Origin of the sequence: Parabacteroides gordonii MS-1 = DSM 23371 (assembly GCF_000969825.1) — a bacterium.
Taxonomy (GTDB): Bacteria; Bacteroidota; Bacteroidia; order Bacteroidales; family Tannerellaceae; genus Parabacteroides; species Parabacteroides gordonii.
Window position 1 is genome coordinate 3,871,990 of record NZ_KQ033919.1, and the last position, 25,658, is coordinate 3,897,647.

Below are 25,658 nucleotides of genomic sequence, written 5' to 3' on the forward strand. Positions count from 1 at the left end.
TTATTGTTGGATAGGAATAGAAATAGTAAAACGGGTATATTCGCCGGGACGGGTATCCATCTCGATCGTACCGTTATGTTTTTGTTCGATAATCGATTTAGTGATCGACAATCCGAGGCCGGTACCTTCACCGATCGGCTTTGTCGTGAAGAAAGGTGTATAGAGCTTCTTTTTGATCTCTTCCGAAATACCCTGTCCATTGTCTTCTATCGCCAGGTTGATACGGTCGCCCTCTTTTTTCAAGGATATCCTGATAGTCGGCTGATAGGCTGTGCCGGTCGCCTCTTTCGATTTACTGAATACGGCGTAGCACGCGTTGTTCATCAGGTTGAGCACGGCACGGCTGAAATCCTGCGGAATGATCTTCACCAATGGCAGGCCGTTGGCATAGTCTTCCTGTATGGAGACATTGAAACTTTTGTTGTTTGCCTTGACTGCATGATAGGAAAGCCAGACATATTCTTTGGTCAGTTGTTGCAGGTCGGTCGGGATATATTCGTCGTCTTTGCCGCGTGAGTAGAGCAGGATGCCGCGCACGATACTCGAAGCACGGTTGCCGTTCTCTTCGATCTTGCTCATATTACCTTCCAGGTCAGACATGATCTCTTTGATCTCTTCAACTGAATCATCCGGCAATACGTCTCCAAGCTCGTCCAACACTTCCTGCATATCTTTCAGCAACTTCTGCGAGACTTTGCTGAAGTTGATCACGAAGTTAAGAGGGTTCTGTATTTCATGTGCAATGCCGGCACTCAATAATCCGAGGGAAGCCATCTTTTCCTGCTGGCTGATCTGTTTCCTCAGATTTTCAATCTCTTTTTGGGTGTTCTCATTCATTGTTGATCCTTTTTTGACTGATAGGAATTGTAATTAAGAATTCTGTATAGTTATCCTTCTCGCTTTTTGCCAGGATCGAACCCTGGTGGTTGAGGATAACTTCGCGGCAGAGATACAACCCGACACCGGCTGCTTCGGCGGAGGGCTTGGTGGTAAAGAAAGGTTCGAATATCCTGTCTTTGATATTGTCTTCGATACCGATCCCGTTGTCATATATACTGATAAATGCAGTGTTGTTGGCTCTCTCCTCCAGTTTTATCGTGATAACGGGGGAGAAACTTTGTTTTTGCAACTTCCGGAGCAACGCATAGATACTGTTTTTAAGAATGCTGCCCAGCGCTTTGTTCATTTGTTCGATATCGATTTCTGCTATGAGCGGCTTTTCCGGAGATTCTATATTTATCTGTATCCGGTTCTCTTCAATTTCTTTTTTGAATAATTTGTTGAGGACATCTACATTGACCTTGCACAGATCGCCCAGATCGGTTGGAGTAGCTTCGCCACGGCGGTCTTTCAGCAGTTCTTCCATCGCTTTGACGATACGCACGGTGTTGCAGCCATGTTCATTGATCTTTTGCAGATTGCCTTCTATCATGTCGAGTATTTCGACGCTGTCCTCATAGATTTCTTTGGTCATAACGGCCTGCTCGTCCGTTATGTTCTCTTTCAACTCTTTGATCAGGTCTGCTGACAGGCCGGCAAAATTATTGATGTAATTAACGGGATTCAGGATACGGTCTACCAGTCCCTGGGTCAGCTGTCCTACGGTAGCCAGCTTTTCTTTCCGTACCAGTTCGTCCTGTGCTTCGGCAAGAGCATCCAGTGCTTTCGACAGTTTTTCGGATTCTTTCAGTACCTGATCCCGCTGGATGCGTAGTTCGATGGTACGTTCTTCCACTATCTTGGCAAGATATTCCTTTTGCTTCAGTTTTTTGCGCAGGCGTCCTTTCAGGATATAAAGTACGATCTCTGCGACGATAGCCAGGCCGGGGACCGTCTCCCAATCGTAGTAGAGACCAGCAATTATAAGGATCCAGCCAACCAGCGTCAACTTTTCTATGATGCGCAACTGTCTTTTGAGGGAAGCTATTTCTTTGATATCGAAGTCGGCCATATTACTGAATTTCTTTGGTCATTGTTAATATATTCTTTCCTTCGGAGCGATCGTACCTGACATCCGTCATCAGCTGTTTTACCAGGAAGATACCGAGTCCGCCGATCGGGCGTTCATCCAATGAAAGTGTAATATCCGGCTCTTGTTTTTCCAGCGGATTAAACTGGATGCCGTTGTCGGTTATGACTATTTTCAATTGTCCGTTATCGCACCCCATATCGATGCATATATCTCCTTCCGAACCGGGGTATGCGTATTGAATAACATTTGTTACAGCCTCGTCCATTGCCAGCTTTATCTGCATGAGCAGTGCTGCATCAAATCCGCAATTACCAGCTTGCTGCTCCAGAAAATCATACAAGAGCGCAAGTTGTTCCGGATCATTCTTAATATGTAATGTGCTGGTCATTCTACCGGAGTTTGAATCTTATTATTCAATGGTAAGGAAAGAGATGAAACCGGTTATTCTGAATATCTCCATAATACTGTCCTGGATATTCCTCAACACGAATTTACCTCCTTTTTGACTCATTCTTTTTTGCAGAATGAGAAGCAACCGCAAACCGGCACTACTGATATAGGTAAGTTTGCTGCCGTCCAGTATTACTTTCTTTGCATCACCTTCAAGAATCGCTGTGATCTCTTTTTCAAGATCGGGTGAGCTTAACGTGTCCAATTGTCCGGAAAGGCAGATTACTGTCTCTGTTCCATGTTTTATTTCTATTTCCATATTACAATGTGTTTGCTCTGTTTGCAAAGTAAGCAAATGTAAATATTATTCCTGTTATTTGTACTACTTTTTGTAAGCGTTTTAATTATTTCCCGACACCTTTGGCCGGTGCTGGCTTAAGTAGCACAAGGTAGCTACCTTTATAAAAGCTTCTTATCGGGAGGTCAACCGTTTAATTCCGCGTGCAATCTCACCAATCCAAAGAACCAGTGAGCTGGAGCCGATAATGATCCCCCAGTCTTTCAGTGACAGCGGTACGACATTGAACATTTCTCCGCCGAATGTGACGATCAGGTACTGGCCGATGAGGATCAGCAGGGCAACGAACAGGAAGCTCTTGCTCTCTTTCAGGTTGGCGAATGCCGAACGGCCTTCCATGAATGCTTTGGCATTGAACATATTCCAGAATTGTAACATGACGAAGAAACTGAAGAACCAGGACAGGTCGTGTGGAGTCAATCCCGTCTGTGCATGGAAATAGTATAATACTCCCATCAGGATCAGCACGAAAGCAATACCTACTCCGAAGATGTTGTAAGCCATTGGGCGGGTGATGATAAAGTCACCATCCTTTCCGCTACGGCGGGGCTTGTCTTTCATCACCCGTTCGTTAGGAGGAAGTGAAGCCAGTGCACCGGCGGCGAACGTATCCATGATCAGGTTCACCCATAACATCTGGGTGATGGTAAGCGGTGATTCGGTTCCGAACAGGGAGCCCAGCAATACGATCAGACAGGCTGCCACGTTGATAGTCAGCTGGAAAAGCAGGAACTTCTGGATATTGCGGTATAGAGAGCGTCCCCACATAACGGCACGCGTGATACTTCCGAAAGAGTTGTCAAGGATCGTGATGTCGCTGGCTTCTTTGGCTACCGATGTTCCGTCTCCCATAGACAGACCTACCTGGGCTGCTTTCAGGGCGGGGGCATCATTGGTTCCGTCGCCGGTTACGGCAACAACGGCGCCTTTCTTCTGCAATAACTGCACCAGACGCTGTTTGTCGGTAGGACGGGCGCGGCACATGATCTTCAGATCCAATACGCGGTCGAGTGCCTCTTCGTCGGTCAATGCTTCGAAGCCCGGGCCCGTAATGATGTTACGGTCGGTGTCTTCCGGTTTCCATGTGCCGATCTGACGGCCGATCTCTTTGGCTGTTCCCGGTGTATCACCTGTTACGATCTTTACATCTATCCCTGCATTCAAACAGCTTTGAACGGCTGCCGGAACATCCGAACGAACCGGGTCGGAGATGGCGACGATGCCTAAATAAGTAAGATCGGTATTGTGCAGACGGCCGTTTACGAAGAACGACTCGTCTTGTCCGTCTTCAATGATCTGGTATGCAAAGCCGAGCGTACGCATAGCCTGGTTCTGATAATCCAGCAGTTGTTTTTCGATACCGGCTTTGCAGGCATCTACCGGTTTGTAAGTACCGTCGGTAGCTACCCGTTGGCTATTGGCCAGAACAATTTCGGGGGCACCTTTAACGTATAATACTTTTTTACCCAGCAACGGCGATTTGACTACCGTTGCCATATATTTCCGTTCGGTGGAGAAGGTCAACTGATCCACAACCGGAGCTTCTTCCCTTAATGTCAGGTAATTCTGATTCTGGCTGTTCAACCAGAGCAATAAGGCCGCTTCGGTCGGGTTACCTAATGTTTTTACTTTATCTTCCGAGAAGTCGAGGTAAGCGGTAGAGTTTACCGAGATACCTTCTTTGATCAGGTTGCTTAGTTCGTCGTCGCCCAGTTGCTGGTCTTTCAAGTTGTAGAAATTAGTCTGGTAGACCTGCATCTGGTTCTGTGTCAATGTCCCGGTCTTGTCGGTACAGATCACGGTGGTAGCCCCCATCGTTTCGCAGGCATGCATCTTACGAACGAGGTTGTTTGTCTTAAGCATGCGGTTCATGCTCAGGGCAAGGCTGAGGGTTACGCTCATCGGCAAGCCTTCGGGGACGGATACAACGATCAGCGTTACTGCTATCATAAAGATATTCAGTATATGCGAGATCAGATCCATTACCGGCATACCGGAAGAGGATAGGAACAATTTTATCAGCAGGGCGATGAAAGTAAGTCCGGCTACGGTGTATCCGCCTTTACTGATCACGCCTGCGAGTCCTTTCAATTGTATCTGCAGCGGGGTTTCAATGTCGCTCTCTATTTGGGAACCTTCGTATACTTTTCCGTATCCGGTGGCGTCGCCTACCAGTTCGACTTCCATCACTCCGTGTCCGTCTACTACGGTTGTTCCGCGCATGACCACGTTGGAAGGATAGGTCGCTTCGTGGTCGAACTCGGCTTCATTGGTTGTTTTGCTGATGATCGGTTCGCCGGTAAGGGTAGACTCATTGAGCTGTAAAGAGATGGCTTCCAGCAGATGGCCGTCGGCGGGAACTTCTTCCCCTGTTTCCAGTACAACGATATCGCCGACTACTACTTCTTTTTTTGTGATCTGACAGATATTCCCTTCCCGGATCACCTTTACAAATGTATCGTCGTTCACTGTGTTCAAGACATCGAATGCCTTGTTGGCTTTCAATTCAAAAAAGAAGCCGACACACGATGCCAGCATGATGGCGAAGAATATACCGATAGGTTCGAGAAATGCGGTAAAGCCTTTCGCTTCCGGCCCCCAGCAATGCACGCCGGCGATAATCATCGATAAGAGCCATGCTACCAGCAGGATCTTAATGATCGGATCATTGAACTTTTCGAGGAACTGACTCCAGAGAGAGGCTTTCTCGGGAGGTGTGAGAATGTTTTCGCCATGAAGGCGCCTGCTTTCTTCAACTTCTTGTTTGGTTAAGCCCTGATACTGATGTTTTTTCTCCATAAATTTGTTTATTCCAATTCAGAATTATAATGTACAGCAAATTACGTAAAGTTGACGGACATACGCAAGGGGTTTAGTTCTTAATTGATAAAAGAATAAATAAAGATTCTGTATATGCATTTAAATAGGATAGCACTATAGTGTGAGTACCTGTCACATTATAGTGCTGACAGGTGCAGTACTATAGTCCTGATACCCCTGTCACTATAGTGCTGAGGCTATGGTTTGCCTCTATTTTGTTCTGCTTGGCTAAGTCTTTGATTGAGTAATACTTTGTTAACCTTTTATTGCGTTAAATTAACGGATATGCCATAAACTTTTAGCTCCTGTAATTGTCTTATATATAAAAGGCAAACAGTGTGTTATTTATTTAAGGTTATGAAGAATGTTAGGTTATTCTGGTTACTGGGGATTGTCCTTGTTATAGCAGGGCAATCCCTTTGTGCTCAAACCAAAAAGGAAAAGAAAGAACAAAAGGAAAAAGAAGTAAAAGAATTAATAGAAAGTAAACGGTTTACAATAAATGTGGATCGTGCGATACCTATGGGAGGGCGTTCTCTCAATCTGACCTCTCCCTATTCTCTGGAAATGCGCGGCGACTCGGCTATCTCTTATCTCCCTTATTTCGGAAGAGCCTATACTGCCCCTTATGGTGGCGGTGACGGGTTGCGATTTGAAAAATCAATTACCGATTATCAAACCTCTTTTAATAAAAAGGGAACCGCTCAAATACAGTTTCGTGCCCGAACCGACGATGATACGTATGCTTTTAGTGTACAGGTATTCTCGAATGGTTCCGCAACTATAAATGTGACACCTGTGAATAAACAGAATATCACGTTTTACGGGGAACTGGCTCCTAAGAAAGAGGAGTGAACAGTCGTCCCTGCCGTGCATTTCTTTCGGCAATACGCTTATTGACTTTAGCAGTGAATTCAAAGTTCTTTAGTCCCCAGTCGGGAGCGATCAGCAGCTCTTTCGGGGATTGCGATACAAACCTCTCTACCACAATAGAGGGGTTTAATTTTTCTATGAAGTCGATCACCAGATCGATATATTCGTCGGCCGTATAGAGGTGGAACTCTTCGGGATGCTCGGCGTATTCCTTGGCCATGCGGGTATTCCGGATCAGTTGCAGCTGATGCAATTTCAGGGTAGTAATCGGCAAAGCGGATAACCGGTCGGCATGCTGCAATATCTCTTCATGGCTTTCTCCCGGTAACCCCAGGATGAGGTGTGCCCCGGTATAGATGCCTCTTTCGGCTGTCCGGCGGATAGCTGTTTCCGACTCTTCATACGTATGTCCGCGGTTGATACGGATCAATGTCTTATCCAATGTGCTTTCCAGTCCGTATTCTATCATGACAAACTTTTCTTTGGAAAGGGAAGTGAAATAATCCAGTAGAGCTTCCGGCATACAATCCGGGCGTGTTCCGACGATCAGGCCGACTACACCGGGGTAAGACAATGCTTCCTCATACTTGGTTTTTAATGAATCGAGTTCGTCATACGTATTGGTATATGCTTGGAAATAGGCCAGGTATTTCATCTCCGGATACTTGCGGGAGAAGAAACGTATTCCTTCTTCCAACTGTTCGGATACACTCTTTTCCGTATGGCAATATTCCGGACTGAATGTTTGATTATTACAATAAGTGCAACCTCCCCATCCCTTCGAACCGTCGCGGTTAGGACAGGTGAAGCCGGCGTTGATAGAGATTTTCTGTACTTTATGAGGGAATACTTTCCGCAGGAAATCTCCGAAATCATTATAAGGCTTTACGTTTTCCATAAGGCAAAGGTAATTTATAATGGTTAATGACCAATGTCCGGTGGTTAATTTAATGATAAAATGCCAGGACATCACAGCTTCAGTACATAATTTACCTTTAACGGTTAAGGGTTTACCACGATAAAATGCTAACTTTGCGGGCTATTCAATATAAAATTAAAAGTATTCATGAAACGATTGGGTGTTGGTTTCTTGCTTTCATTGGCGATAGTTGGAAGCGTATCTGCTCAGAACGGGAGCAAACGTGTAGATTTAAAAGAAATTACAGATGGTAAATACCGTCAGGTAACTGCTATCGGAGAAATGCGGTCGCTGCCGGATGGTGAGCATTATACGGCAATGAACAAAGATCGGAGTATGATTATAAAATATTCATACCGTACAGGTAATCCGGTAGACACATTGTTTAATGCCCGCACAGCCCGCGAATCGACGTTCGACGACTTCGACGGCTACGATATCAGTGCTACCGGCCATCATATTCTGGTCTGGAGAGAGACTGAGCCTATCTATCGCCGTTCTTTCAAGGCTATGGTTTACGATTATGACGTGCGTCGTAATTATGTAAAGCCTTTATCCGATTCGAAGAACAAACAGATGATCCCGACTTATTCGCCCGACGGACGTATGTGTGCGTATGTGGTGGATAATAATATATGGGTTCGTAAATTTGATTACGATACCGAAGTGCAGGTAACCAAAGACGGCGAACTGAATAAAATACTGAACGGTGTTACCGATTGGGTTTATGAAGAAGAATTTGCCGTGACAAACCTGATGGCCTGGTCGCCCGACAGCGAATACCTGACTTATGTGCGCTTTGACGAAACAGAAGTGCCGGAGTATTCTATGCAGATGTGGGGCAACGGTTTATATCCGGGCTATTACAACTTTAAATATCCGAAAGCCGGAGAGAACAACTCGAAAGTATCGGTTCATTCTTACAGTGTAGCGACAAAAGATATCAAAGAATTGAAAGTCCCGGTAGAGCCGGACAGTTATATCCCGCGAATTATTTTCACGACTAATTCCGATCAATTGGCTGTGATGACTTTGAACCGTCAGCAGAACCTTTTCAATATGTATTATGTAAATCCGAAGAGCGGCGTATCGCGTCTGATCCTTCGTGACGAAAATAAATGCTATGTAGACTCCGAATGGTTGACTTCCATCCATTTCTTCCCTTCCGGTTTTACTTATGTAAGCGAACAGGACGGTTATTCCCACCTTTATCTGTATTCACCGACAGGAGTTATGCAGCGTCAGGTAACGAAAGGCAATTGGGATGTTACCCGCCTGATCGGATATGATGATGCAACTAAAGTCGCTTATTACGAGTCTGCAGAAGAAAGCCCGTTGCGCCGTTCCGTTTATAAGATAGACGCAAAAGGTGTAAAAACGAAGTTGACGGATGCAGAAGGAACGAACAGTGCCGACTTCAGCGATAACTATGCTTATTTTGTTAATACCTGGTCGAATGCGAACACCCCCGCAAAGATCACAGTGAACGAAACAAAGACTAAAAAGGAATTACGGGTATTGCAGGATAACGCTGCTTTGAAAGAAAAACTGGCAAATACATCCTTCTCGAAAAAAGAATTCTTCAAAGTGCATACAGCTTCTGATTATGAGTTGAATGCCTGGATAGTCAAACCTGTTAATTTCGATGAATCGAAGAAATATCCGGTGTTAATGGTTCAATATAGCGGGCCTAATTCGCAACAAGTATTGGATAAATATGGTTTTGACTGGGAACACTATTTGGCTGCCAACGGTATTATCGTAGTTAGTGTGGATGGTCGTGGAACCGGTGCACGTGGTGAAGCTTTCCGTAAATGTACATACTTGCGGATGGGCGATTTGGAATCCAGAGACCAGGTGGAAGCTGCACAGGCGTTAGGTAAATTGCCGTATGTGGATGCCGGTCGTATTGCTATCTGGGGCTGGAGCTTCGGTGGATACAATACATTGATGTCTATGAGCGTGGGTAACGGTACATTCAAGGCCGGTATTGCTGTCGCTCCTCCGACAGACTGGAAATATTATGACTCGGTTTACACCGAACGTTATATGCGTACACCTCAGGAAAACTTCGCCGGTTATGCTGCTACTTCTCCGGTTCGTCTGGCAAAAGACTTACAAGGTAAGTTATTGCTGATCCACGGAACAGCAGACGATAATGTTCATATCCAGCATTCGATAGCCTATACAAAAGCGTTGATAGAAGCTGGTAAAGATTATAAAATGCAGATTTATCCAGATTATAATCATAGTATTTACGGAGGAAATGCACGTTATCATCTGTATACTTCGATGTCTAATTTCTTATTTGATAATTTATAATGTCAGAACATTTGAGAAAGCCGGATTGGTTGAAGATCCGGCTGGGAGGGAACGAACAGTTCACGAGGACTAAAAGTATTGTTGAGTCTCATTGTCTGCACACGATCTGTACAAGCGGCAAATGCCCGAATATGGGAGAGTGCTGGAGTCGTGGAACCGCCACTTTTATGATTGCCGGTGAGATCTGTACCCGTTCCTGTCGTTTTTGCAATACACTTACAGGCAAGCCGTTGCCGTTGGATCCGAAAGAACCGGCCAATGTAGCTGAAAGCATCCGCCTGATGAATTTAAAACATGCGGTAATAACATCGGTCGACCGGGATGACCTGCCGGATATGGGAGCCGGGCATTGGGTTGAAACCATCCGAACGATCAAGGAGGTTAATCCGGGAACCACCGTCGAAGTGCTGATCCCGGACTTTCAGGGACGTCTCGATCTGGTAGATCTGATAGTTGCTGCTGGGCCTGAAATTATTTCACATAATATGGAAACCGTGCGACGTATCAGTCCGCAAGTTCGTAGTGCAGCCAAATATGATGTCAGCTTGTCTGTCCTGTCGCGTATTGCCGGACAAGGTGCAACAGCCAAGACGGGCATTATGGTCGGCCTGGGGGAAACCCCGGAAGAAGTCTGCTGCCTGATGGACGATGTGCTTGCAACAGGTACTTCGGTATTAACAATTGGACAATATTTACAACCATCGAGAAAAAATATTCAAGTATCCGAATACGTTACCCCCGAACAGTTCATTACTTATAAATCAATCGCTTTGGAAAAAGGTTTCCGTATGGTGGAGAGCGCTCCGCTGGTTCGTTCCTCTTATCACGCTGAAAAGCATGTTTAATAACGAAAACATTTAACAAATTGGGTTGTTATATATTTAAAGTGCGAAGAAAGGGGGAAAGGGTATGAACAAAGTTAAGAAAGGATTGGACAACCAAGCCATTGGTCTTTTGCCATTGCTGTTGTTTATGTTTTTGGACAACTATTTTTCTTATCTCTTGTCTTTCATCATCGGCGTTACCTTTTGTTTTGTATGTATTTTTCTCTATCAGGTTTTGAGTAAAGATAAAGTGTATCAATTCCTGCTGTTGCCTTCGGCAATAACATTGGTCTTGTATTCTGTTTTTCTCTGCCTGAAACTAGAGCCGGTATTGTTCATTTATTCTCCGTTGATCACGGAGGTGTTGTTGGTAGTTGTACTTGCGTTTATCGGTTTTAGCCGGCGCTCGGTACTGAAGAAAATACGAACATCAACGCATCCGACTTATAAGCGGACTTTAATGCGAACAACATTGAATGAATTTTATTTCATTGCTCAGCTCGTTCAGAATATATATACATTGCACCTGTTTGCCATTCTGGTGTACAGTATCCTGCCGGATACGATGCAGAGTGTGCGTACGGAGCGTTTCCTTTACAGGGAGCTGGGGGTATTGATAGGTATACTGATTATTCTGTATGAACAGATACGCCTGTCGTTGATGCAAGGTAGTTTGCGTAAAGAGATGTGGTTGCCAGTGTTGAATGAAGGAGGAAAGGTGATTGGTTGTATTGCACGTTCGGTGAGCCGTACGTTGCCGAAGAAATACTATCATCCGATCGTCCGGGTAGCTGTTATTCATAACGGCATGCTTTATTTGATGAAAAGGAGTAAAGATGCATTCGTATCTCCTGATACGATCGATTATCCTTTCCATAGTTATGTACTGTTCAGGCATAGTATTGAAAGTACAGTGCGCGAATCCGTCGGTGAACTGGCCGAACAGGAGGATATTACACCTCGTTTCCTGATACGTTATACGTTCGAAAACGAGAAGGTTAAACACTTGGTTTCGCTTTATGTGATCTGTTTGCGTACAGAAGAACAATTGAGCCAGTGTAAAAAGGCAGGCGGAAAGTTATGGACTGCCAAACAAATAGAAGAAAACCTGCAATCGGGTGTATTCAGTGAATACTTTGAGCAGGAGTTCTCTTATCTTCAAAATACGATATTGCTGGCTGAAAGTTTCTGCTGCGGAGAGTAACGAATTATCTATCGGATACCAAGTTCTATTACCTCCAGGTCTTTAATATTCTTGCCGTCGATAACGAAACGTACTAATGTGCGAACCTGGTGAAAGCCGCTTTTTCCAGCGGCTCCCGGGTTGATATATAAACAATTAAGATATTTGTCGAAAGCAACTTTCAGAATGTGCGAATGCCCCGCTATGAACAAGTTCGGGCGGGTATCGTACAGTTCTTTGCGGATAGCCGGGTTGTATCGTCCCGGGTAACCGCCTATATGCGTCATCATCACATTTACTTCTTCCACAGTGAAATGAGCGACCTCGGGATATTCCAGCCGGAGTGATTGCCCGTCTATATTACCGTATACCGCCCGTAAAGGTTTCAGGGCTGCCAGACGTGCAGCCAGTCCGTCCGATCCGATATCTCCTGCATGCCATATTTCATCACATTCTGCAAAGTATTCCGCATATTTATCATCCCACCAGGCGTGAGTATCCGAGAGAAGTCCAACTTTAATCATAACAATTTCTTTTATTCTACAAAAGTATCTATATTTACGCATCTAAGAATAGAATACGATGGAGAATTCATATAAATACTTTAAACGCGACATTAGTTGGCTCTCTTTCAACTACCGGGTTTTGCTGGAAGCAGAAGATGATACGCTGCCTGTTTATGAGCGGATTAAATTCTTGTCTATCTATTCTTCCAATCTGGAAGAATTTTACGAAATACGTGTGGCCGAGCATCGCGGAGTGATCATGAAAAAGAATTACACCGAAGAAAGCGGTGCCGAGGCCGAAGAAGTGTTGACCGAGATAACCAATGAAGTAAACCGCCAGCAACGTGAATATTACCGGATCTTTTCCGAAAAGATATTGCCCGAACTGCACCGGCAGAATATTTACTTGTATCAGGATAGCGACCCCGAACCTTTCCACGAAGAGTTCGTTCATAACTTCTTTAATGAAGAGGTCTTTCCTTTTCTTTCGCCTGTTATGATACAGGCGGGGGATATCCGCACCTTTATCCGCGACCGCCGTTTGTACCTGGTGATCCGTATGGTCAAGAAGAGCAAACGTAAACCGGAGGAGGGACAGGCGCCCGAATATCATTATGCCATGATGAAGATACCCTATGCCAAGGTGCCCCGTTTTATCGAGTTGCCGGAGCATGAAGGAAAGTTCTATATCATGTTTATCGATGATATTATCCGTGCCAATCTGGCAAATATATTCCCCGGATACATTATCGACAGTTGTTACAGCATTAAGATTTCTCGCGATGCCGATATTTACCTGGAGAACGAAAAGGGGAATATCGTGGAAAGTATCCGCAAGAAAGTAAAGAAACGGAAGATCGGCGACCTGAGCCGTTTCATGTACGACCGGGCTATGCCGGACGATTTCCTGGCCTTTATCTGCGATGCGTTCGGTATTACCGGTGACGACCTGGTGGTCGGTGGCCGTTATCTGAATCTGCAAGACCTGGCCAAACTGCCTAACCCGAAAGGGAAAGAGCTGGAGCAGCAGATACCTTCTCCTATGCGTATTCCTTATCTGGATGAGAAAGGCTCCGTGTTCCGTGCGGTGAAGAAGAAAGATATCATGCTGCACTTCCCTTATCAGTCGTTCGATTACCTGATCCGTTTCCTGATGGAGGCGGCTTTCGATCCGAAGGTGGATGAGATAAAGATCACCCAATACCGGGTGGCGGAGAATTCGGCAGTGATCAATACGTTGGTCAGTGCGGCGCAGAACGGGAAGAAAGTGACGGTATTCGTGGAACTGAAAGCCCGTTTCGATGAAGAAAACAATATGAGTACCGCCGAGCGGATGGAGCAGGCGGGCATACGTATTATATATAGTATCCCCGGATTGAAGGTACACGCCAAAGTAGCTGTTATTATCCGGAAAGACTCGGAGGACGGTAATAAACGCCGTGACTTTGCGTATCTGAGTACCGGCAATTTCAATGAAAAGACAGCCCGCGTCTATTCGGACATGGCGTTGTTGACATGCAATGATGAGATCATAACCGATATAAATAAAGTCTTTGCCGTGCTGGAAGGGAAGTTGACCGGGCCAACCTTCCGTCACCTGTTGGTTGCCCGCTTCAATATGGTGCCCGAACTGATCCGTATGATTCATCGTGAGATCGAGCATGTAGAGCAGGGACGCAAGGGACGGATCGTATTGAAGATGAACGGCCTGCACGACCAGAATATGATCAACGAACTCTATCATGCCAGCGAATGTGGCGTGGAGATCGATCTGATCGTCCGCGGTATTTGCTGCTTGGTGCCCGATCAGCCTTACAGTGCCAATATACGGATTACCCGTATTGTGGATATGTTTCTGGAGCATTCCCGTATCTGGTACTTCTATAATGACGGTAAGGAAGACCTTTACCTGACGTCGGCCGACTGGATGCGCCGTAATCTGAACCGCCGTATCGAGACGGCCTTCCCGATACTGGTGCCGGAGATCAAACAGGAAGTCATCGACATCCTCAAGATACAGATGCGCGATAACGTGAAGGCCTGCCAGATCGACGGACAGCTGCATAACAACTTTAAGCGGGATGATTCCTCCGTAAAGGTTCGTTCGCAGTTGGCAATCTATGAGTACCTGAAAAACAAATCGTGAATGAACTGATATGGATAATCCTTCTTCCCTGACCTTTTTCCTTTTCTGCTTTTGCTGGGTAGCCCTGATAGCTGGTGCGGTGCTGGGCTACATTATCGGCATCCGGATGGCACGCAATAAGGAGCGCCACCGGCTGGTAAAGGAAAAGATCAGGAAGAATAAGGTGGCCATTTATCACTACCAGAAGGAAAAGTATGATTATATCGAGCAGATCAATCGTCTCGAAGAAGAGCTGCATAACCTGACTTCAGAATCCGAGCTCTACAAGGAACGCGTCGCCGACCTGGAATATTACCAACGGAAAGTTCGTGAGAGCGAACAGATCATCGAACGCCTTTCGTCCGAAACGGCAGATACCCTGCGTCTTCCCCCCGATGCTTTCTCTCTGCTGATGCAACTGAAGAAAGACCCCGTGCGCACCAACCTGACCAAACAGGAATGGACGGAGTTGTTGCATACCACCGACCTTCTCTTTAACAACTTCCTCACGGAGCTGAAGGAGAAATCAGGCATCACTCGGCACGAAGAAGAGATCTGCTGCCTGATTAAATGGAACTTTTCCCGTAAGGATCAAATGGCTGTCTTCAATAATACCACCGACGCCCTGACCAAGTCGAAGAGCCGTCTGAAGAAACGCTTGCAACTGGATGAAAAGACGGATTTGGATCAGTTTATTCGTCTTTATTAATAGATCTGTCCGTGCAGAATGTCCTGCCAAATACGTAAAATACTATTTTCAGCGAAGCTATAGTGTTGGCTTTTATTGGTTTATGTCTGTCCTCGTTTGTCCGGCAGTAATCTTTCTCCCTTTCCCTTTTCTCCCGTACATTTGTCGGAGTAAATAATTAACTCTGATAATACACAAACAAATAATGCTTATGAGAACACAGCATCTATTCACCCTTTTTTTGTTAGGACTCCTTACATTAGCCGGTTGCAATACATCTATTGTCGAGAAACGGGCAACGGGACTGCCTTATGAAGTCCTGGTGGTAATGACTAAGGAAGTTAACGACAGTGAGGTCGGCGAGCTGGTAAGAGCCCAGCTGAATACCCCGGTTGCGGGACTTCCCCAGATCGAACCTTCCATGCGTATTACTTACGCTCCGGTCGAAACCTTCAACGGTTTGTTAAGGTACGTCCGCAACATTCTCCTTGTAGATATAGATCCGGCAAAATATACAACGGTATCTATGAAAACCAGCAAAGACGAGTGGGCTACCAACCAGGAGGTAATAAAGCTAAATGCCCCTTCAACAGAAGAACTGGTAACTTATCTCCTTTTCCACGATTCCGATATTGTTAATCAGTTTTCCAAAGTAGAAAGAGAACGCCGTGTGGCTATCCTGAAAAAGGATTACAGCCAACTGGCAATGGAAAAAGTAAACGAGAAGTTTGATATCCAGCTCTATGCCCCGAATGATATGACCTATTACAAAGATACGACCGACTTCCTTTGGGTTTCCAACAATGCCAAGACCGGGCGCGTGGACTTACTGGTTTATTCTTTCCCTTATACGGATGAGAATACATTCACCGAAGATTATCTGGTAGCCAAACGCGACTCCGTTCTGAAAGTGAACCTTCCCGGTGCTTTCCCGGATTCGTACATGGCGACAGAAAGACGTGCCGCACTCTCTTACGAACCGATAACCCTCGATAATCAGTATTGCGGAGTCTTGCGCGGACTATGGAAGATGGTGGGGGATAAGATGGGTGGCCCGTTCGTCAGCCATGCTTTCCTGGATGAGAGGAGTCAGCGCATTGTTGTGACGGAAGGCCTTGTTTTCGCTCCCGAAACAACGAAACGAAACCTGATACGTAAGATCGAAGCGGCTCTTTATACGGTGAATATCCCTAAACCGCTGGTAGTCCAGGCGTATTGACTATACGAATACTAAGCCGATAGGTCTGCACTATTAAGCTCTTTTCTCCGGACAATTAAGCATCCAAGTCCGCACTTTTGTAAAAGTAAGGCTTGCCTTACGTATATGTAATAGTGGCCTTTCTTTTATGTAATGCTCGCTTTGCATTTATGTAAAGTCTGCCTTCCTTTATTCAAAGTAGGGAGGAAAATGCTTAATAGTAAGGAGGAAGATCCTTAGATGTAACGACCTTCCTGCTTAGCTCTCGGGATATAAGACCACTTTGTCCGGCAGATAACCGCTGCGGATACGCCATTCCTGGGGATAGAGGTTATTAGCCCGGTTGCCCAGATGCTTGACAAATCCCAGCGGGAAGCCGTTGTAGCAGACCAGTACATAGCCTTTCTTTGTCTCTTCGGGCAAGAGTAAAACCTCTTTTTTCAGGTACTTGACAGCATCTTCCCAGTTGATTTCAACGGTGGTGAAGGCTTCTCTGTTCAGTGACGTACTCATTGCCAGCGAATGTGCCGGGAGGATATCTTTCCCTTTTATCTCGCCGACGCGGATTCCGGCTGTGACGATCCGGCACTGGCCTGCAATCAGTTGCCATGTTTCCTGATGGGCTGATGGGATGGCCTGTATCGTGTCGTTGATCAGTTCGAAGCGGAACTTGCCGGCTTCCTCTATCCAGTCGTTTACCACGGAAGGGAGGACGGGCGCCGCTTTCCCTCTCTCTTTCTTGCTTTTATTCCGGGGACGGATCTCTTCTGTCTCACCCGGTGCTTTGCGCAGGGCGGCGAGGAAGAAACCTTCCCCTTTGGTTTTATGGGGGAAGAAGCGGTATACCGGATGGTCGTGGCGGAGTGCGCCTGTGATCTGCCATTCTTCTTTCACGGGGATGGTCAGGGCTTCGGCTCCCAATTCTTCTATAATATAATGGATATTGTCCTCGTCTTCTTCCGTATTGTACGTGCAGGTGCTGTAAATAAGCAGGCCACCGGGTTTCAGAGCATCCCATATATCGTGGATGATGCGTCGCTGGCGGGCGGCACAAAGGTTGACGTTCGCCACGCTCCACTCGCCGGTGCTGTCGGTATCTTTGCGGAACATTCCTTCGCCGGAACAGGGCACGTCGGTGACGATCACATCAAACAGATGGGTGAGGCGGCCGATCTCTTCGGGATCATTATTGATTACGATGTTGTTCGGATTGCCCCATTTGGTGATGTTCTCAGCCAGGATATTACTGCGGCTGCGGATCACTTCGTTGCTGACCAACAGGCTACCTTCGGGCAAGGTACTTAACAGATGGGTGGATTTTCCGCCCGGTGCGGCACACAGGTCGAGGCATCTGACGGGCTCCGTAACGAAGTTGCGGATGGCTTGTTCGAGGAACATCGAAGAGGCTTCTTGCACATAATAAGCTCCGGCATGGAACAGTGGATCGAAGGTGAACGACAGGCGCTCGGGTAAATAATAACCTGTATCGCTCCAGCCTACGGGAGATGTCTCCGGAGCTTTCGTCCCTTTTTCTTGGTTGATACGGATACTTACGGGAACATCCGCTTGCAATGCGGCTTCCAGTTTCTCATATTCGTCGCCTAACAAGGCACGGGTGCGTGTGATAAAATCGATAGGAAGTGCCATCTTATTCTGTTTGTTTGGCGCAAAAGTACTAATTATGATAGATAGGTACAAGGAGAATGTAAAATAATGAATATCAGCGTGTAAATGAAGTAGTTGCAAATATCGTAATCGAGCCGATCCGACGAAAAAGAACGAGAATAAAGAACAAAGTCAAAGAACGAAATTAAAGAACAACGATGGGACAGCAGATATTTATTAATGAAATGTCGGCAACGTTTAATTTACGTAAGCCGAAAGCAAATAAACCAACAAATGTATATCTGGTATGCAGAGTACAAGGTAAGCAAGTAAAGTTATCTACTGGCATAAAAGTGTACCCAGAACACTGGAATAAGAGTAAACAGGAAGCATATATAAGTTTCCGTTTATCAGAACTGGACAACAGAAACAACGAGATTGCAAATAATAAAATAAATGAACTGAAAGCTTATTTTTCTGAATACAAGAAGTACCTTTGTGACAATCCCGATAAGCTGGATAGTTGCCTTGAAATACTAAAGGGTAGAATTTATAAAGATAACACTAGTAGACGTATGATAAAAACACAGGATATATCAGCTACAACAAGAATGCAACATATTATTGTAGAACGAATAGATATTGAAGATAGTAGTAAAACAGAACAAACTAGGGCAATTAAGAGGCTCGCTTCGTTTCTTAAAGAAAATAAAATATCTGATAGTTGGGATAATATGAATTGTGATACATTGAATAAGTTCCAGAATTATTTAATATCAGAGAATAAAAGTCCTAATACAATAAGAAATTATTTTGCTCATATTCAAACCTTATTAAGGTTGGCAAATAAACGTGCGGATATTCCTTTTAAATGGTCTGATAGTAACATAGATAGCTTTGACGTTATAAAAGATAAAACTAATAAGACTAAGAGGAATGAAAAGAAAGTAGCTTTGACAATAGAACAAGTAAAAGATATATATAACTATACTCTTAAAGGAAGAAACGCTACTAAAGAAACTGAAATAAAAGATATGTTTGTATTACAGTGTCTAGTAGGTCAACGCATATCTGATATGTCAAAGTTCTTAAATGGAGAATATGAATTAGATACTGAACATAATACTATCTCCATTATACAACAGAAAACAGGTGAACTGGCTATTATACCATTATTTGATGAAGCTAAAGAGATATTAGCTAAATATAAAGATGGTTTAAAATATCCAGAAATATTAGAAAGAAAAGGTTCACCAACATATAATAGGGCTATAAAAGCAATATGTAAAGATGTTGGACTTAATGAAGAAATAGAATATCAAGAACAAAAGGGAGCTAATGTAGGAATACTTAAAGCACCTTTGTGCGCCCGTAAAGGTTGCATCGTAAACATCTCTTTGGCAAGAGATTAGGAAAGTGTTCTTTGAAAATAACCTATCATCAGCCGACTTATCTGTTTTCGGGAAAACTTAACCGAGCAGGGAGTGTAGCATGTCGGAAAAGTCATAAGTCAGTTAGTTACCAAACTGCGACTGAATGGCGAGATGAAAAGATAGATATGAGGATAAAGTCCGAATTGATTAAACGATAGTCCGAGTGGTTCCCCTTTAGGCTATGGCGTAAGGTAACTATCAATCGCCATATCGTGATACTACTTCAGTGTATAGGTATGAATGTAGCAAGAACTTATCACGACACAACCGCAGTAAGCGAGTGAAGGACGGAAGTCGTATCCGACAATCTATCATGCCAACAGTTACGATGTAATAAACGGGGATTACCTATCCCGAAGTGCCGAAAGGCTATTAGGTTTGACCTATGAAAATTCGGAGTGGTAACGGAGCTTCCATAGTAGTCCGAGCAAGGTAACGCCTTGTACATGGCGAAGGGAAGCAGCTAATTATTAATACAATTAACGGAAAATGTGAGAGACATTATGAGAAGTCCAGAAAGAGTATTAAACAGTCTATCAGAACACAGTAAGGATGTAAGCTACAAGTTTGAACGTCTTTACAGAATTTTGTTCAATGAGGAAATGTTCTATGTTGCCTATCAGCACATCTACGCCAAAGAGGGCAACATGACTAAAGGTTCGGACGGTCAGACCATTGACAACATGAGCCTGAAACGAATTGAAAAGTTGATTGATACGTTAAAAGATGAAACGTACCAGCCCCAACCGTCAAAGAGGGTGTACATACCGAAGAAAAACGGTAAGAAAAGACCTCTTGGCGTACCGACTTTCAATGACAAGTTAATACAAGAAGTAGTAAGAATGGTATTGGAAGCCATATACGAGGGAAATTTTGAATACACCTCGCATGGGTTTCGACCCAATCGAAGCTGCCATACTGCATTAACTCACATCCAAAAGGAGTTTAGCGGTGCAAAGTGGTTTGTAGAGGGAGATATAAAAGGTTTCTTTGATAATATAAGCCATGATGTATTAATAAACATACTCAAGGAGCGCATTGCGGACGAACGCTTCATACGCTTAGTACGCAAGTTTTTGAAAGCGGGATATATCGAAGAATGGCAATTCCACAATACTTACAGTGGCACACCGCAAGGGGGTATCATCAGCCCGATATTGGCTAATATATACCTTGACAAGCTGGATAAGTATATAAAGGAATACATAGCCAAATTCGATAAAGGGAAGAAACGAAAATTCAGTAGAGAAAGTTTGGACTTCGGCAATGCAAGAAAACGTATTGTGCGAAGATTGAAGTCCGTAAAAGACGAAAGGCAAAGGGTAAAGCTAATCCTTGAACTGAAAGCAATAGAACAAGGACGGGCTAAATATCCCAATGGCGAAGAAATGGATGCCGATTACAGGAGAATGAAATATGCGAGATATGCAGATGATTTTCTCGTGGGAATTATCGGAAGTAAGCAAGATGCGCAACAGATAAAGGGAGATATTAAAAACTTCCTTGCTGATAAACTGGCATTGGAACTGTCTGATGAAAAGACACTTGTCACCCATACCGAAAGACCTGCCAAGTTTCTCGGATATGAAATTACTGTAAGAAAGTCCAACGACCAAAGACGTGATAAACGGGGTAGATTAAGAAGAACCTATGGTAAAAGGGTCTGCTTGAATGTCAGTATGGAAACTGTCCGTAAAAAACTGTTCGATTGGGGAGTCTTGGAAATGACAAACCGTAACGGAAAGGAAATATGGAAACCGAAATGTAAATCGGGACTGATATTCAATGACGACCTTGAAATCCTTGATAGCTATAATCGGGAAATCGTGGGTTTCTATAATTACTACTCCATAGCCAACAACTGTGCCCATGCCTTGAATAATTTCAAGTACATCATGGAATACAGCATGTACAAAACGTTTGCAGGCAAATATAAGTGCCGCACACGCAAGGTAAACAAGAAATATCGTAAGAACGGTAGGTTTATCATAAAGCACATGACTAAAACAGGTGTAAAGGAAAGATACTTTTACGACGGTGGCTTCAAACGCAAGAAGCCCACCTATAAATCGGAATGTGACACCATGCCACGAACAATTTATACTGCGGGGCGGACAAGTCTTGTTGAAAGGCTGAAAGCCCATGAGTGTGAATTATGTGGAGCGACAGACGACCTTGTTATGCACCATGTAAGGAAACTAAAGAACTTGCAGGGTAAGGAAAGCTGGGAACGACACATGATTGCCCGCAAACGCAAAACGATTGCCGTGTGCAGGAGTTGTCACAAAAAGATACATGACGGAAAGATAGACTAAAATTAGTGGAGAGCCGGATACGCTGAGAGGTGTAAGTCCGGTTCGGGGGCGAGCATTTGGAAACCTACCATAGAAATATGACAAGGCGCTGGGTGCTTAGCCTACATATGAATTAATACATACACATACAGCTAGACATACATTTATTACTATTATGTGTCGTATGGATGTTCCTAAAGATACTATCATAATAGCAACTGGTCACAATGATACTACTATGATAGATGAAGTATATGAACATCTAAATGATAAGGACAAATCAAATAAGATAAAGAAAGCCATATCTAATAAAATTGGAGATAGTTTATTTAATGCAGATAAGCAGGAAACAAATAAAGAAATAATAATCAAGCAGGATAGAATAGATTATAGTATTAGTAATGCAGTCTATGAAATAGATATGGAGCTATTAAATACTTTTGATAAGTCCATATTATCTAAAGAGGAAATAGAATTTGTAAATAAAACAAGTGAAAGGTTTAGTGTAGGATTGCCATCTTTAAAAGTAAAGAAGATATTAATTAAATTACTGTCATTAGGTCTTATAGCTAAAATAGGGGATCAACAATTTACATAAACACAAATAACTAAATTGTTCAAATTATGACATTGCCATAATATAGTCAAACTGATTGGGTGGATATAACGGGAATATACAATCAATCAGAACATTTGATAAATAAGGCTTTTAAGATAATGCAACAAACATAGTAAAAAAGCCCACTAGTTTAGGCTGGTGGGCTTTGCTGTATTAGAAACTTTACTTACATTTGCACCAACTTCTAAAGCTCAAAGCGTTGAACCTCTTAGAAGGGACATAATTAGTAAATAAACGAAGCGTTAAGTTATTATCCTTATTCTGGAATCTGGTAAATTCAATTATAAGTAGGATAATAGCAACAGGTGCTTCACGTCTATTGTTATAGGCGTGAGGGCTGTTGACTATATCTACTTATAAGGGCTTACCAGAGCCTCAGAATAGGATATTAGTTTACAGTTCCTCACGCTTCTTTTTTTTTATAATAGTCATTTGGGGGAGGGAACAGGTGACATAACTTTTATTAATATGAAAACTTACAGATTGTATTCAGCTGTCTTGATGATGGCTTTGTGTTTTAATTTTATTTCTTGTAGTGATGATGACGATAATGGTGGCACTGATCCAGAAAAAGCAGTTAAGAGATTGACTACTATTAACTATCAGGACAATAGTGGCAAAGGTTCACTGGATATTGAACGTTTAGATGGTAAAGTTTCTAAAACAACTGAAACATATAAAAGGGTTGGTTATGAAATGTCTTGGACTTCCAATTATACTTATACTGGTAATGCTGTTAAAGAAAGTCTGGATATTAAAAACACTGATGAAGGTAATTTCACAAAAACAACTAATTACACATTGAACAACGATGGATTTATTGTAAAAGGTGAAGAAACTGATAGTGGTATTTGGAGTTTTATCTATTCTGGTAATTACTTGACTTCTGCGACTTTAGTATATAAAGGAAAAACAGATGTTGATGATAAATACATCTTTAACGGTGAAGGGTTAATGACTGGAAACAATGTATTTGATAAAGGAATTACATATACCGATATACCTAATTTAGGTGGAATTTTCCTTGCCTATGCGGATGATGTTTTAGCTACTGAATATAGTCGTTTACAGTATGCTTCATTACTGGGTAACGCACCTAAGTATCTACCTAAAGAAGCAAAGAGGTCTAATGAAAATGAAATTTATACATTTAATTATGAAATAGATAAAGATGGTTATGTTACTAAAGCTATTATCTATCTAAACGGAGAAGTTGATTGGACGGAAACGTACACCTACGAAGAAGTAAGATAGTCTTTCTATGAGATAAAGATTTGTCAACTAAAATAGCCCTGCTAGTGTGAATTAGCAGGGCTTCTTTTTATCTTTGATTCAGAGTGTATCTATCGCATACTTCATAAGTACCTTCTGGCTTTTTATGCAAGTAAACTGTATCAGTTTGTGTATAATTCTCTATTGACTTAAATATAGCTGTAAGCCTTAAAGTACATTCATAAGTATGAACTGTATAATAATCTGGCTGGATCTTAAAATAGTAACCTTTTTGATGGATAAATGGTTTTAATTCACCAACACTAATAGGCTTATAATCTTTGATTGGAGTCAAACCTGCTGTAAATTTTGTAGTTCTGTAATGATTAGTAATAGCTCTTTCATAAGGTGGGGTATTACAGCTTGTTAGCATAGTTGCTAAGATAGCCAATGTGAATATTATTTTCTTCATATTATTTATTTAATTTACTTTCTTCCATTTATCATTATCTTTTCTGAACACCTTTGCTAGTTTAATAGGAATATCCAGAAACTTCTTCATTCTTTTTCCTTTATCTTCAACAGTGGTACAATTTACATACTTTTCTATTACTCTGCAATTTATGGTATTCATATTTCTAAGATCATACAAATAAAGAATATTTTCAAAGAAGCAGGCATAGAATCCAGTAAAACATTTATTATCTATCATAGCTTTGGTAAGGTTCATATATTTATCTAATTCCATTAAATGTGTAGAATAATCAGCATATTTAGCTGATCTGGTCTTTATTTCTACTACTATCTTTTTATCGTTTAAATTAAAGAATCCATCTACGTGGTCATATTTACCTGTAGTTGGTCGCCAATTACTAGCATTCTTTGTCTGAATAAGTAGGCTTTCTAATAGCTTTCTTCCTTCATTCTCTTTTATTTGATATCCGTCTTGGTTGTTTGTCATATCGCTGGTTTATTTCACCAGCCTGTTAAAGCTACAAGTAGTAGCTTATTACACTATCATTTACATTAGCCTTATCATTAACATACAGGCTAGTAGGTTTTATTCTATAGCATCTTCTTTACTTGGTAGATCTTCTTTTGTTACTACTTCCATCTGGATAGCATTTATTAAGCTGGCTACTTCATTATATGGCTGAATTGCCAGATAGTTAAGGATTGATTGTACTGTTTTAACAGATAGTGTTACTGATTCCATTGTTGTTTATATGTTGAATAATACGATTAGTTTCTTTGGTTATATGTATTTTGATCTCATTTACCACGGATTTGATAAGTAATACAGCTAGAATAGCAGCTACTAGGATGCAGAGTATAACAAATATTGTCATTCGATGTGTTTTATATGATTTGGTTATCAGTTGTTTATCTCATATTTCTATAATACAAATTTACTACTTTTTTAAGATGAAAACAAGTAAATTGTTGATAATCTGAACAATACGTTTTAGAACTTGTTTAACTTAGAAATTTATCTGCTGCATAATCTTCATCTGTAATAGCTTCTTCATAAATACGTTTCATAGTTGCTATCTGTGTTTCTCTGGTTATGATGAAGATATTATCGTTCAATAAAGTAATACCATTAGAATCTCTTTTGATATATCCTGCTTCTTCTGCTTGTTTTAAGTATTTGCCTACTGTAGATTTTCCGACTGCTAGAGTATCAGCAAGCTCTCTAATGGAGTACTTACACAAGTTGGTAGAGTTTATACACCTAGTCTTCAAAAGTATCAGGAAACCCTTCAATTCATTTGATATAGGTTCTTTTACTATGGCTTCATCTATTAATACATAATGTTCATCTGTTAGCTGGTATGTATTCTGTTTAGTAACTTGTGTTCCATTAACTGTAGTTTTAGTTTCTTTGGTAATCAGACCACAATCTTTAAACTTTTTCAAATGATCTCTTACAGTCCATACTGAAATTATATCTTTATCTGTATATCCATTATCTGAAATATAATTAGCTAAAGTCTCTTGTTTTATTTTAGAGAATAAAGATTCTCTATCTGATTTTATTGCTAGACAAAAGTAAGTATATGCTTCTGTTAAATTTAGATATTTACCGATCATTTCTGTTATTCTTCTGTAATTCATAGTTAGCAAATGAATTTGAATTGTGATTATTTATTATCTCCATTTTTTTCTAAAATGAACTGCTTTTCTCTATATAATCTATTAAATCTGGTAGTCCCAAAAAACATTTTGGCTTCTTTTCTATTAATGAACTTTTTTCCAGTTGGTTTGTGTATTAACATAGTTGTAATGAATTTATATTTCTCACTTTACTTGGAGA

General features: G+C 42.4%; 23 protein-coding genes. 11 read left to right on the forward strand and 12 right to left on the reverse strand.

The window, feature by feature from the left end:
• The 5 genes from HMPREF1536_RS14590 to HMPREF1536_RS14610 form a co-directional block, all read right to left on the reverse strand.
• Window positions 1-837: a sensor histidine kinase gene (locus HMPREF1536_RS14590; RefSeq protein ID WP_028728503.1), complete on the reverse strand. Its 837-nt coding sequence runs from the start codon at window positions 835-837 to the stop codon at window positions 1-3.
• The gene (locus HMPREF1536_RS14595) at window positions 830-1,951 is read right to left on the reverse strand and encodes a sensor histidine kinase (RefSeq protein WP_028728504.1); all 1,122 of its coding nucleotides are present in this window, start codon (window positions 1,949-1,951) and stop codon (window positions 830-832) included. Before HMPREF1536_RS14595 ends, HMPREF1536_RS14590 begins: the two co-directional genes overlap by 8 nt.
• 1 nt (window position 1,952) lies before the next feature.
• Complete coding sequence (locus HMPREF1536_RS14600) at window positions 1,953-2,360, reverse strand: ATP-binding protein (protein WP_028728505.1); 408 nt, start codon at window positions 2,358-2,360, stop codon at window positions 1,953-1,955.
• Between the two features lie 21 nt (window positions 2,361-2,381).
• A complete protein-coding gene (locus tag HMPREF1536_RS14605) occupies window positions 2,382-2,681 on the reverse strand; it encodes an STAS domain-containing protein (RefSeq protein ID WP_028728506.1) in 300 nt (99 codons plus the stop codon).
• A gap of 153 nt (window positions 2,682-2,834) precedes the next feature.
• Entirely contained in the window at window positions 2,835-5,519 is a 2,685-nt protein-coding gene (locus HMPREF1536_RS14610; RefSeq protein WP_028728507.1) for a calcium-translocating P-type ATPase, PMCA-type, read from the reverse strand.
• A gap of 378 nt (window positions 5,520-5,897) precedes the next feature.
• Between HMPREF1536_RS14610 and HMPREF1536_RS14615 the strand changes: the two genes are divergently transcribed.
• Window positions 5,898-6,395, forward strand: coding sequence for a DUF4251 domain-containing protein (locus HMPREF1536_RS14615; RefSeq protein WP_028728508.1), 498 nt, complete (start codon window positions 5,898-5,900; stop codon window positions 6,393-6,395).
• On the opposite strand, the gene HMPREF1536_RS14620 is transcribed toward HMPREF1536_RS14615, so the two are convergent.
• Window positions 6,379-7,311 (reverse strand): tRNA modification radical SAM protein MnmL/YtqA, encoded by a 933-nt coding sequence (locus tag HMPREF1536_RS14620; RefSeq protein ID WP_028728509.1) that lies wholly within the window; start codon window positions 7,309-7,311, stop codon window positions 6,379-6,381. The genes HMPREF1536_RS14615 and HMPREF1536_RS14620 overlap by 17 nt on opposite strands.
• 168 nt (window positions 7,312-7,479) lie before the next feature.
• Between HMPREF1536_RS14620 and HMPREF1536_RS14625 the strand changes: the two genes are divergently transcribed.
• The 3 genes from HMPREF1536_RS14625 (at window position 7,480) to HMPREF1536_RS14635 (ending at window position 11,682) form a co-directional block, all read left to right on the forward strand.
• Complete coding sequence (locus HMPREF1536_RS14625; RefSeq protein WP_028728510.1) at window positions 7,480-9,654, forward strand: S9 family peptidase; 2,175 nt, start codon at window positions 7,480-7,482, stop codon at window positions 9,652-9,654.
• A complete protein-coding gene (gene lipA, locus HMPREF1536_RS14630) occupies window positions 9,654-10,499 on the forward strand; it encodes a lipoyl synthase (protein ID WP_028728511.1) in 846 nt (281 codons plus the stop codon). The genes HMPREF1536_RS14625 and lipA overlap by 1 nt, the downstream gene beginning before the upstream one ends.
• Before the next feature lie 64 nt (window positions 10,500-10,563).
• On the forward strand, window positions 10,564-11,682 hold the full coding sequence (locus tag HMPREF1536_RS14635) for an NUDIX hydrolase (protein WP_028728512.1): 1,119 nt from the start codon (window positions 10,564-10,566) through the stop codon (window positions 11,680-11,682).
• Between the two features lie 8 nt (window positions 11,683-11,690).
• Here the strand turns inward: HMPREF1536_RS14635 and HMPREF1536_RS14640 are convergent, their stop codons facing one another.
• A complete protein-coding gene (locus tag HMPREF1536_RS14640) occupies window positions 11,691-12,185 on the reverse strand; it encodes a metallophosphoesterase family protein (RefSeq protein ID WP_028728513.1) in 495 nt (164 codons plus the stop codon).
• Window positions 12,186-12,243: 58 nt separating this feature from the next.
• Between HMPREF1536_RS14640 and HMPREF1536_RS14645 the strand changes: the two genes are divergently transcribed.
• The 3 genes from HMPREF1536_RS14645 to HMPREF1536_RS14655 all read left to right on the forward strand — a co-directional run bounded on the left by HMPREF1536_RS14645 (window position 12,244) and on the right by HMPREF1536_RS14655 (window position 16,199).
• Window positions 12,244-14,313: an RNA degradosome polyphosphate kinase gene (locus HMPREF1536_RS14645; RefSeq protein WP_028728514.1), complete on the forward strand. Its 2,070-nt coding sequence runs from the start codon at window positions 12,244-12,246 to the stop codon at window positions 14,311-14,313.
• A 10-nt stretch (window positions 14,314-14,323) separates the two neighbouring features.
• Complete coding sequence (locus HMPREF1536_RS14650) at window positions 14,324-15,001, forward strand: hypothetical protein (protein WP_028728515.1); 678 nt, start codon at window positions 14,324-14,326, stop codon at window positions 14,999-15,001.
• A 190-nt stretch (window positions 15,002-15,191) separates the two neighbouring features.
• Window positions 15,192-16,199 (forward strand): DUF4837 family protein, encoded by a 1,008-nt coding sequence (locus HMPREF1536_RS14655; RefSeq protein ID WP_028728516.1) that lies wholly within the window; start codon window positions 15,192-15,194, stop codon window positions 16,197-16,199.
• A gap of 237 nt (window positions 16,200-16,436) precedes the next feature.
• Here HMPREF1536_RS14655 and HMPREF1536_RS14660 read toward each other — a convergent pair whose 3' ends face one another.
• Window positions 16,437-17,825 carry a methyltransferase RsmF C-terminal domain-like protein gene (locus HMPREF1536_RS14660; RefSeq protein ID WP_028728517.1) on the reverse strand — a complete coding sequence of 463 codons (1,389 nt, stop codon included), beginning with the start codon at window positions 17,823-17,825 and terminating at the stop codon, window positions 16,437-16,439.
• Between the two features lie 176 nt (window positions 17,826-18,001).
• Between HMPREF1536_RS14660 and HMPREF1536_RS14665 the strand changes: the two genes are divergently transcribed.
• The 4 genes from HMPREF1536_RS14665 to HMPREF1536_RS14680 all read left to right on the forward strand — a co-directional run bounded on the left by HMPREF1536_RS14665 (window position 18,002) and on the right by HMPREF1536_RS14680 (window position 23,383).
• Complete coding sequence (locus tag HMPREF1536_RS14665) at window positions 18,002-19,195, forward strand: tyrosine-type recombinase/integrase (protein WP_052349864.1); 1,194 nt, start codon at window positions 18,002-18,004, stop codon at window positions 19,193-19,195.
• A gap of 524 nt (window positions 19,196-19,719) precedes the next feature.
• Window positions 19,720-21,531 (forward strand): reverse transcriptase/maturase family protein, encoded by a 1,812-nt coding sequence (locus tag HMPREF1536_RS14670; protein ID WP_046151773.1) that lies wholly within the window; start codon window positions 19,720-19,722, stop codon window positions 21,529-21,531.
• A gap of 163 nt (window positions 21,532-21,694) precedes the next feature.
• Entirely contained in the window at window positions 21,695-22,108 is a 414-nt protein-coding gene (locus HMPREF1536_RS14675) for a hypothetical protein (RefSeq protein WP_028728753.1), read from the forward strand.
• A 489-nt stretch (window positions 22,109-22,597) separates the two neighbouring features.
• Window positions 22,598-23,383, forward strand: a complete 786-nt coding sequence (locus HMPREF1536_RS14680) for a DUF4595 domain-containing protein (RefSeq protein WP_028728752.1) — start codon at window positions 22,598-22,600, stop codon at window positions 23,381-23,383.
• A gap of 67 nt (window positions 23,384-23,450) precedes the next feature.
• On the opposite strand, the gene HMPREF1536_RS14685 is transcribed toward HMPREF1536_RS14680, so the two are convergent.
• The 4 genes from HMPREF1536_RS14685 to HMPREF1536_RS14695 all read right to left on the reverse strand — a co-directional run bounded on the left by HMPREF1536_RS14685 (window position 23,451) and on the right by HMPREF1536_RS14695 (window position 25,459).
• Window positions 23,451-23,813: a hypothetical protein gene (locus HMPREF1536_RS14685; RefSeq protein WP_028728751.1), complete on the reverse strand. Its 363-nt coding sequence runs from the start codon at window positions 23,811-23,813 to the stop codon at window positions 23,451-23,453.
• A 9-nt stretch (window positions 23,814-23,822) separates the two neighbouring features.
• Complete coding sequence (locus HMPREF1536_RS14690; RefSeq protein WP_028728750.1) at window positions 23,823-24,302, reverse strand: hypothetical protein; 480 nt, start codon at window positions 24,300-24,302, stop codon at window positions 23,823-23,825.
• A 99-nt stretch (window positions 24,303-24,401) separates the two neighbouring features.
• Window positions 24,402-24,557, reverse strand: a complete 156-nt coding sequence (locus HMPREF1536_RS27905) for a hypothetical protein (RefSeq protein WP_157395723.1) — start codon at window positions 24,555-24,557, stop codon at window positions 24,402-24,404.
• A gap of 260 nt (window positions 24,558-24,817) precedes the next feature.
• The gene (locus HMPREF1536_RS14695) at window positions 24,818-25,459 is read right to left on the reverse strand and encodes a replication/maintenance protein RepL (protein WP_044192816.1); all 642 of its coding nucleotides are present in this window, start codon (window positions 25,457-25,459) and stop codon (window positions 24,818-24,820) included.
• Window positions 25,460-25,658: the final 199 nt, after the last annotated feature.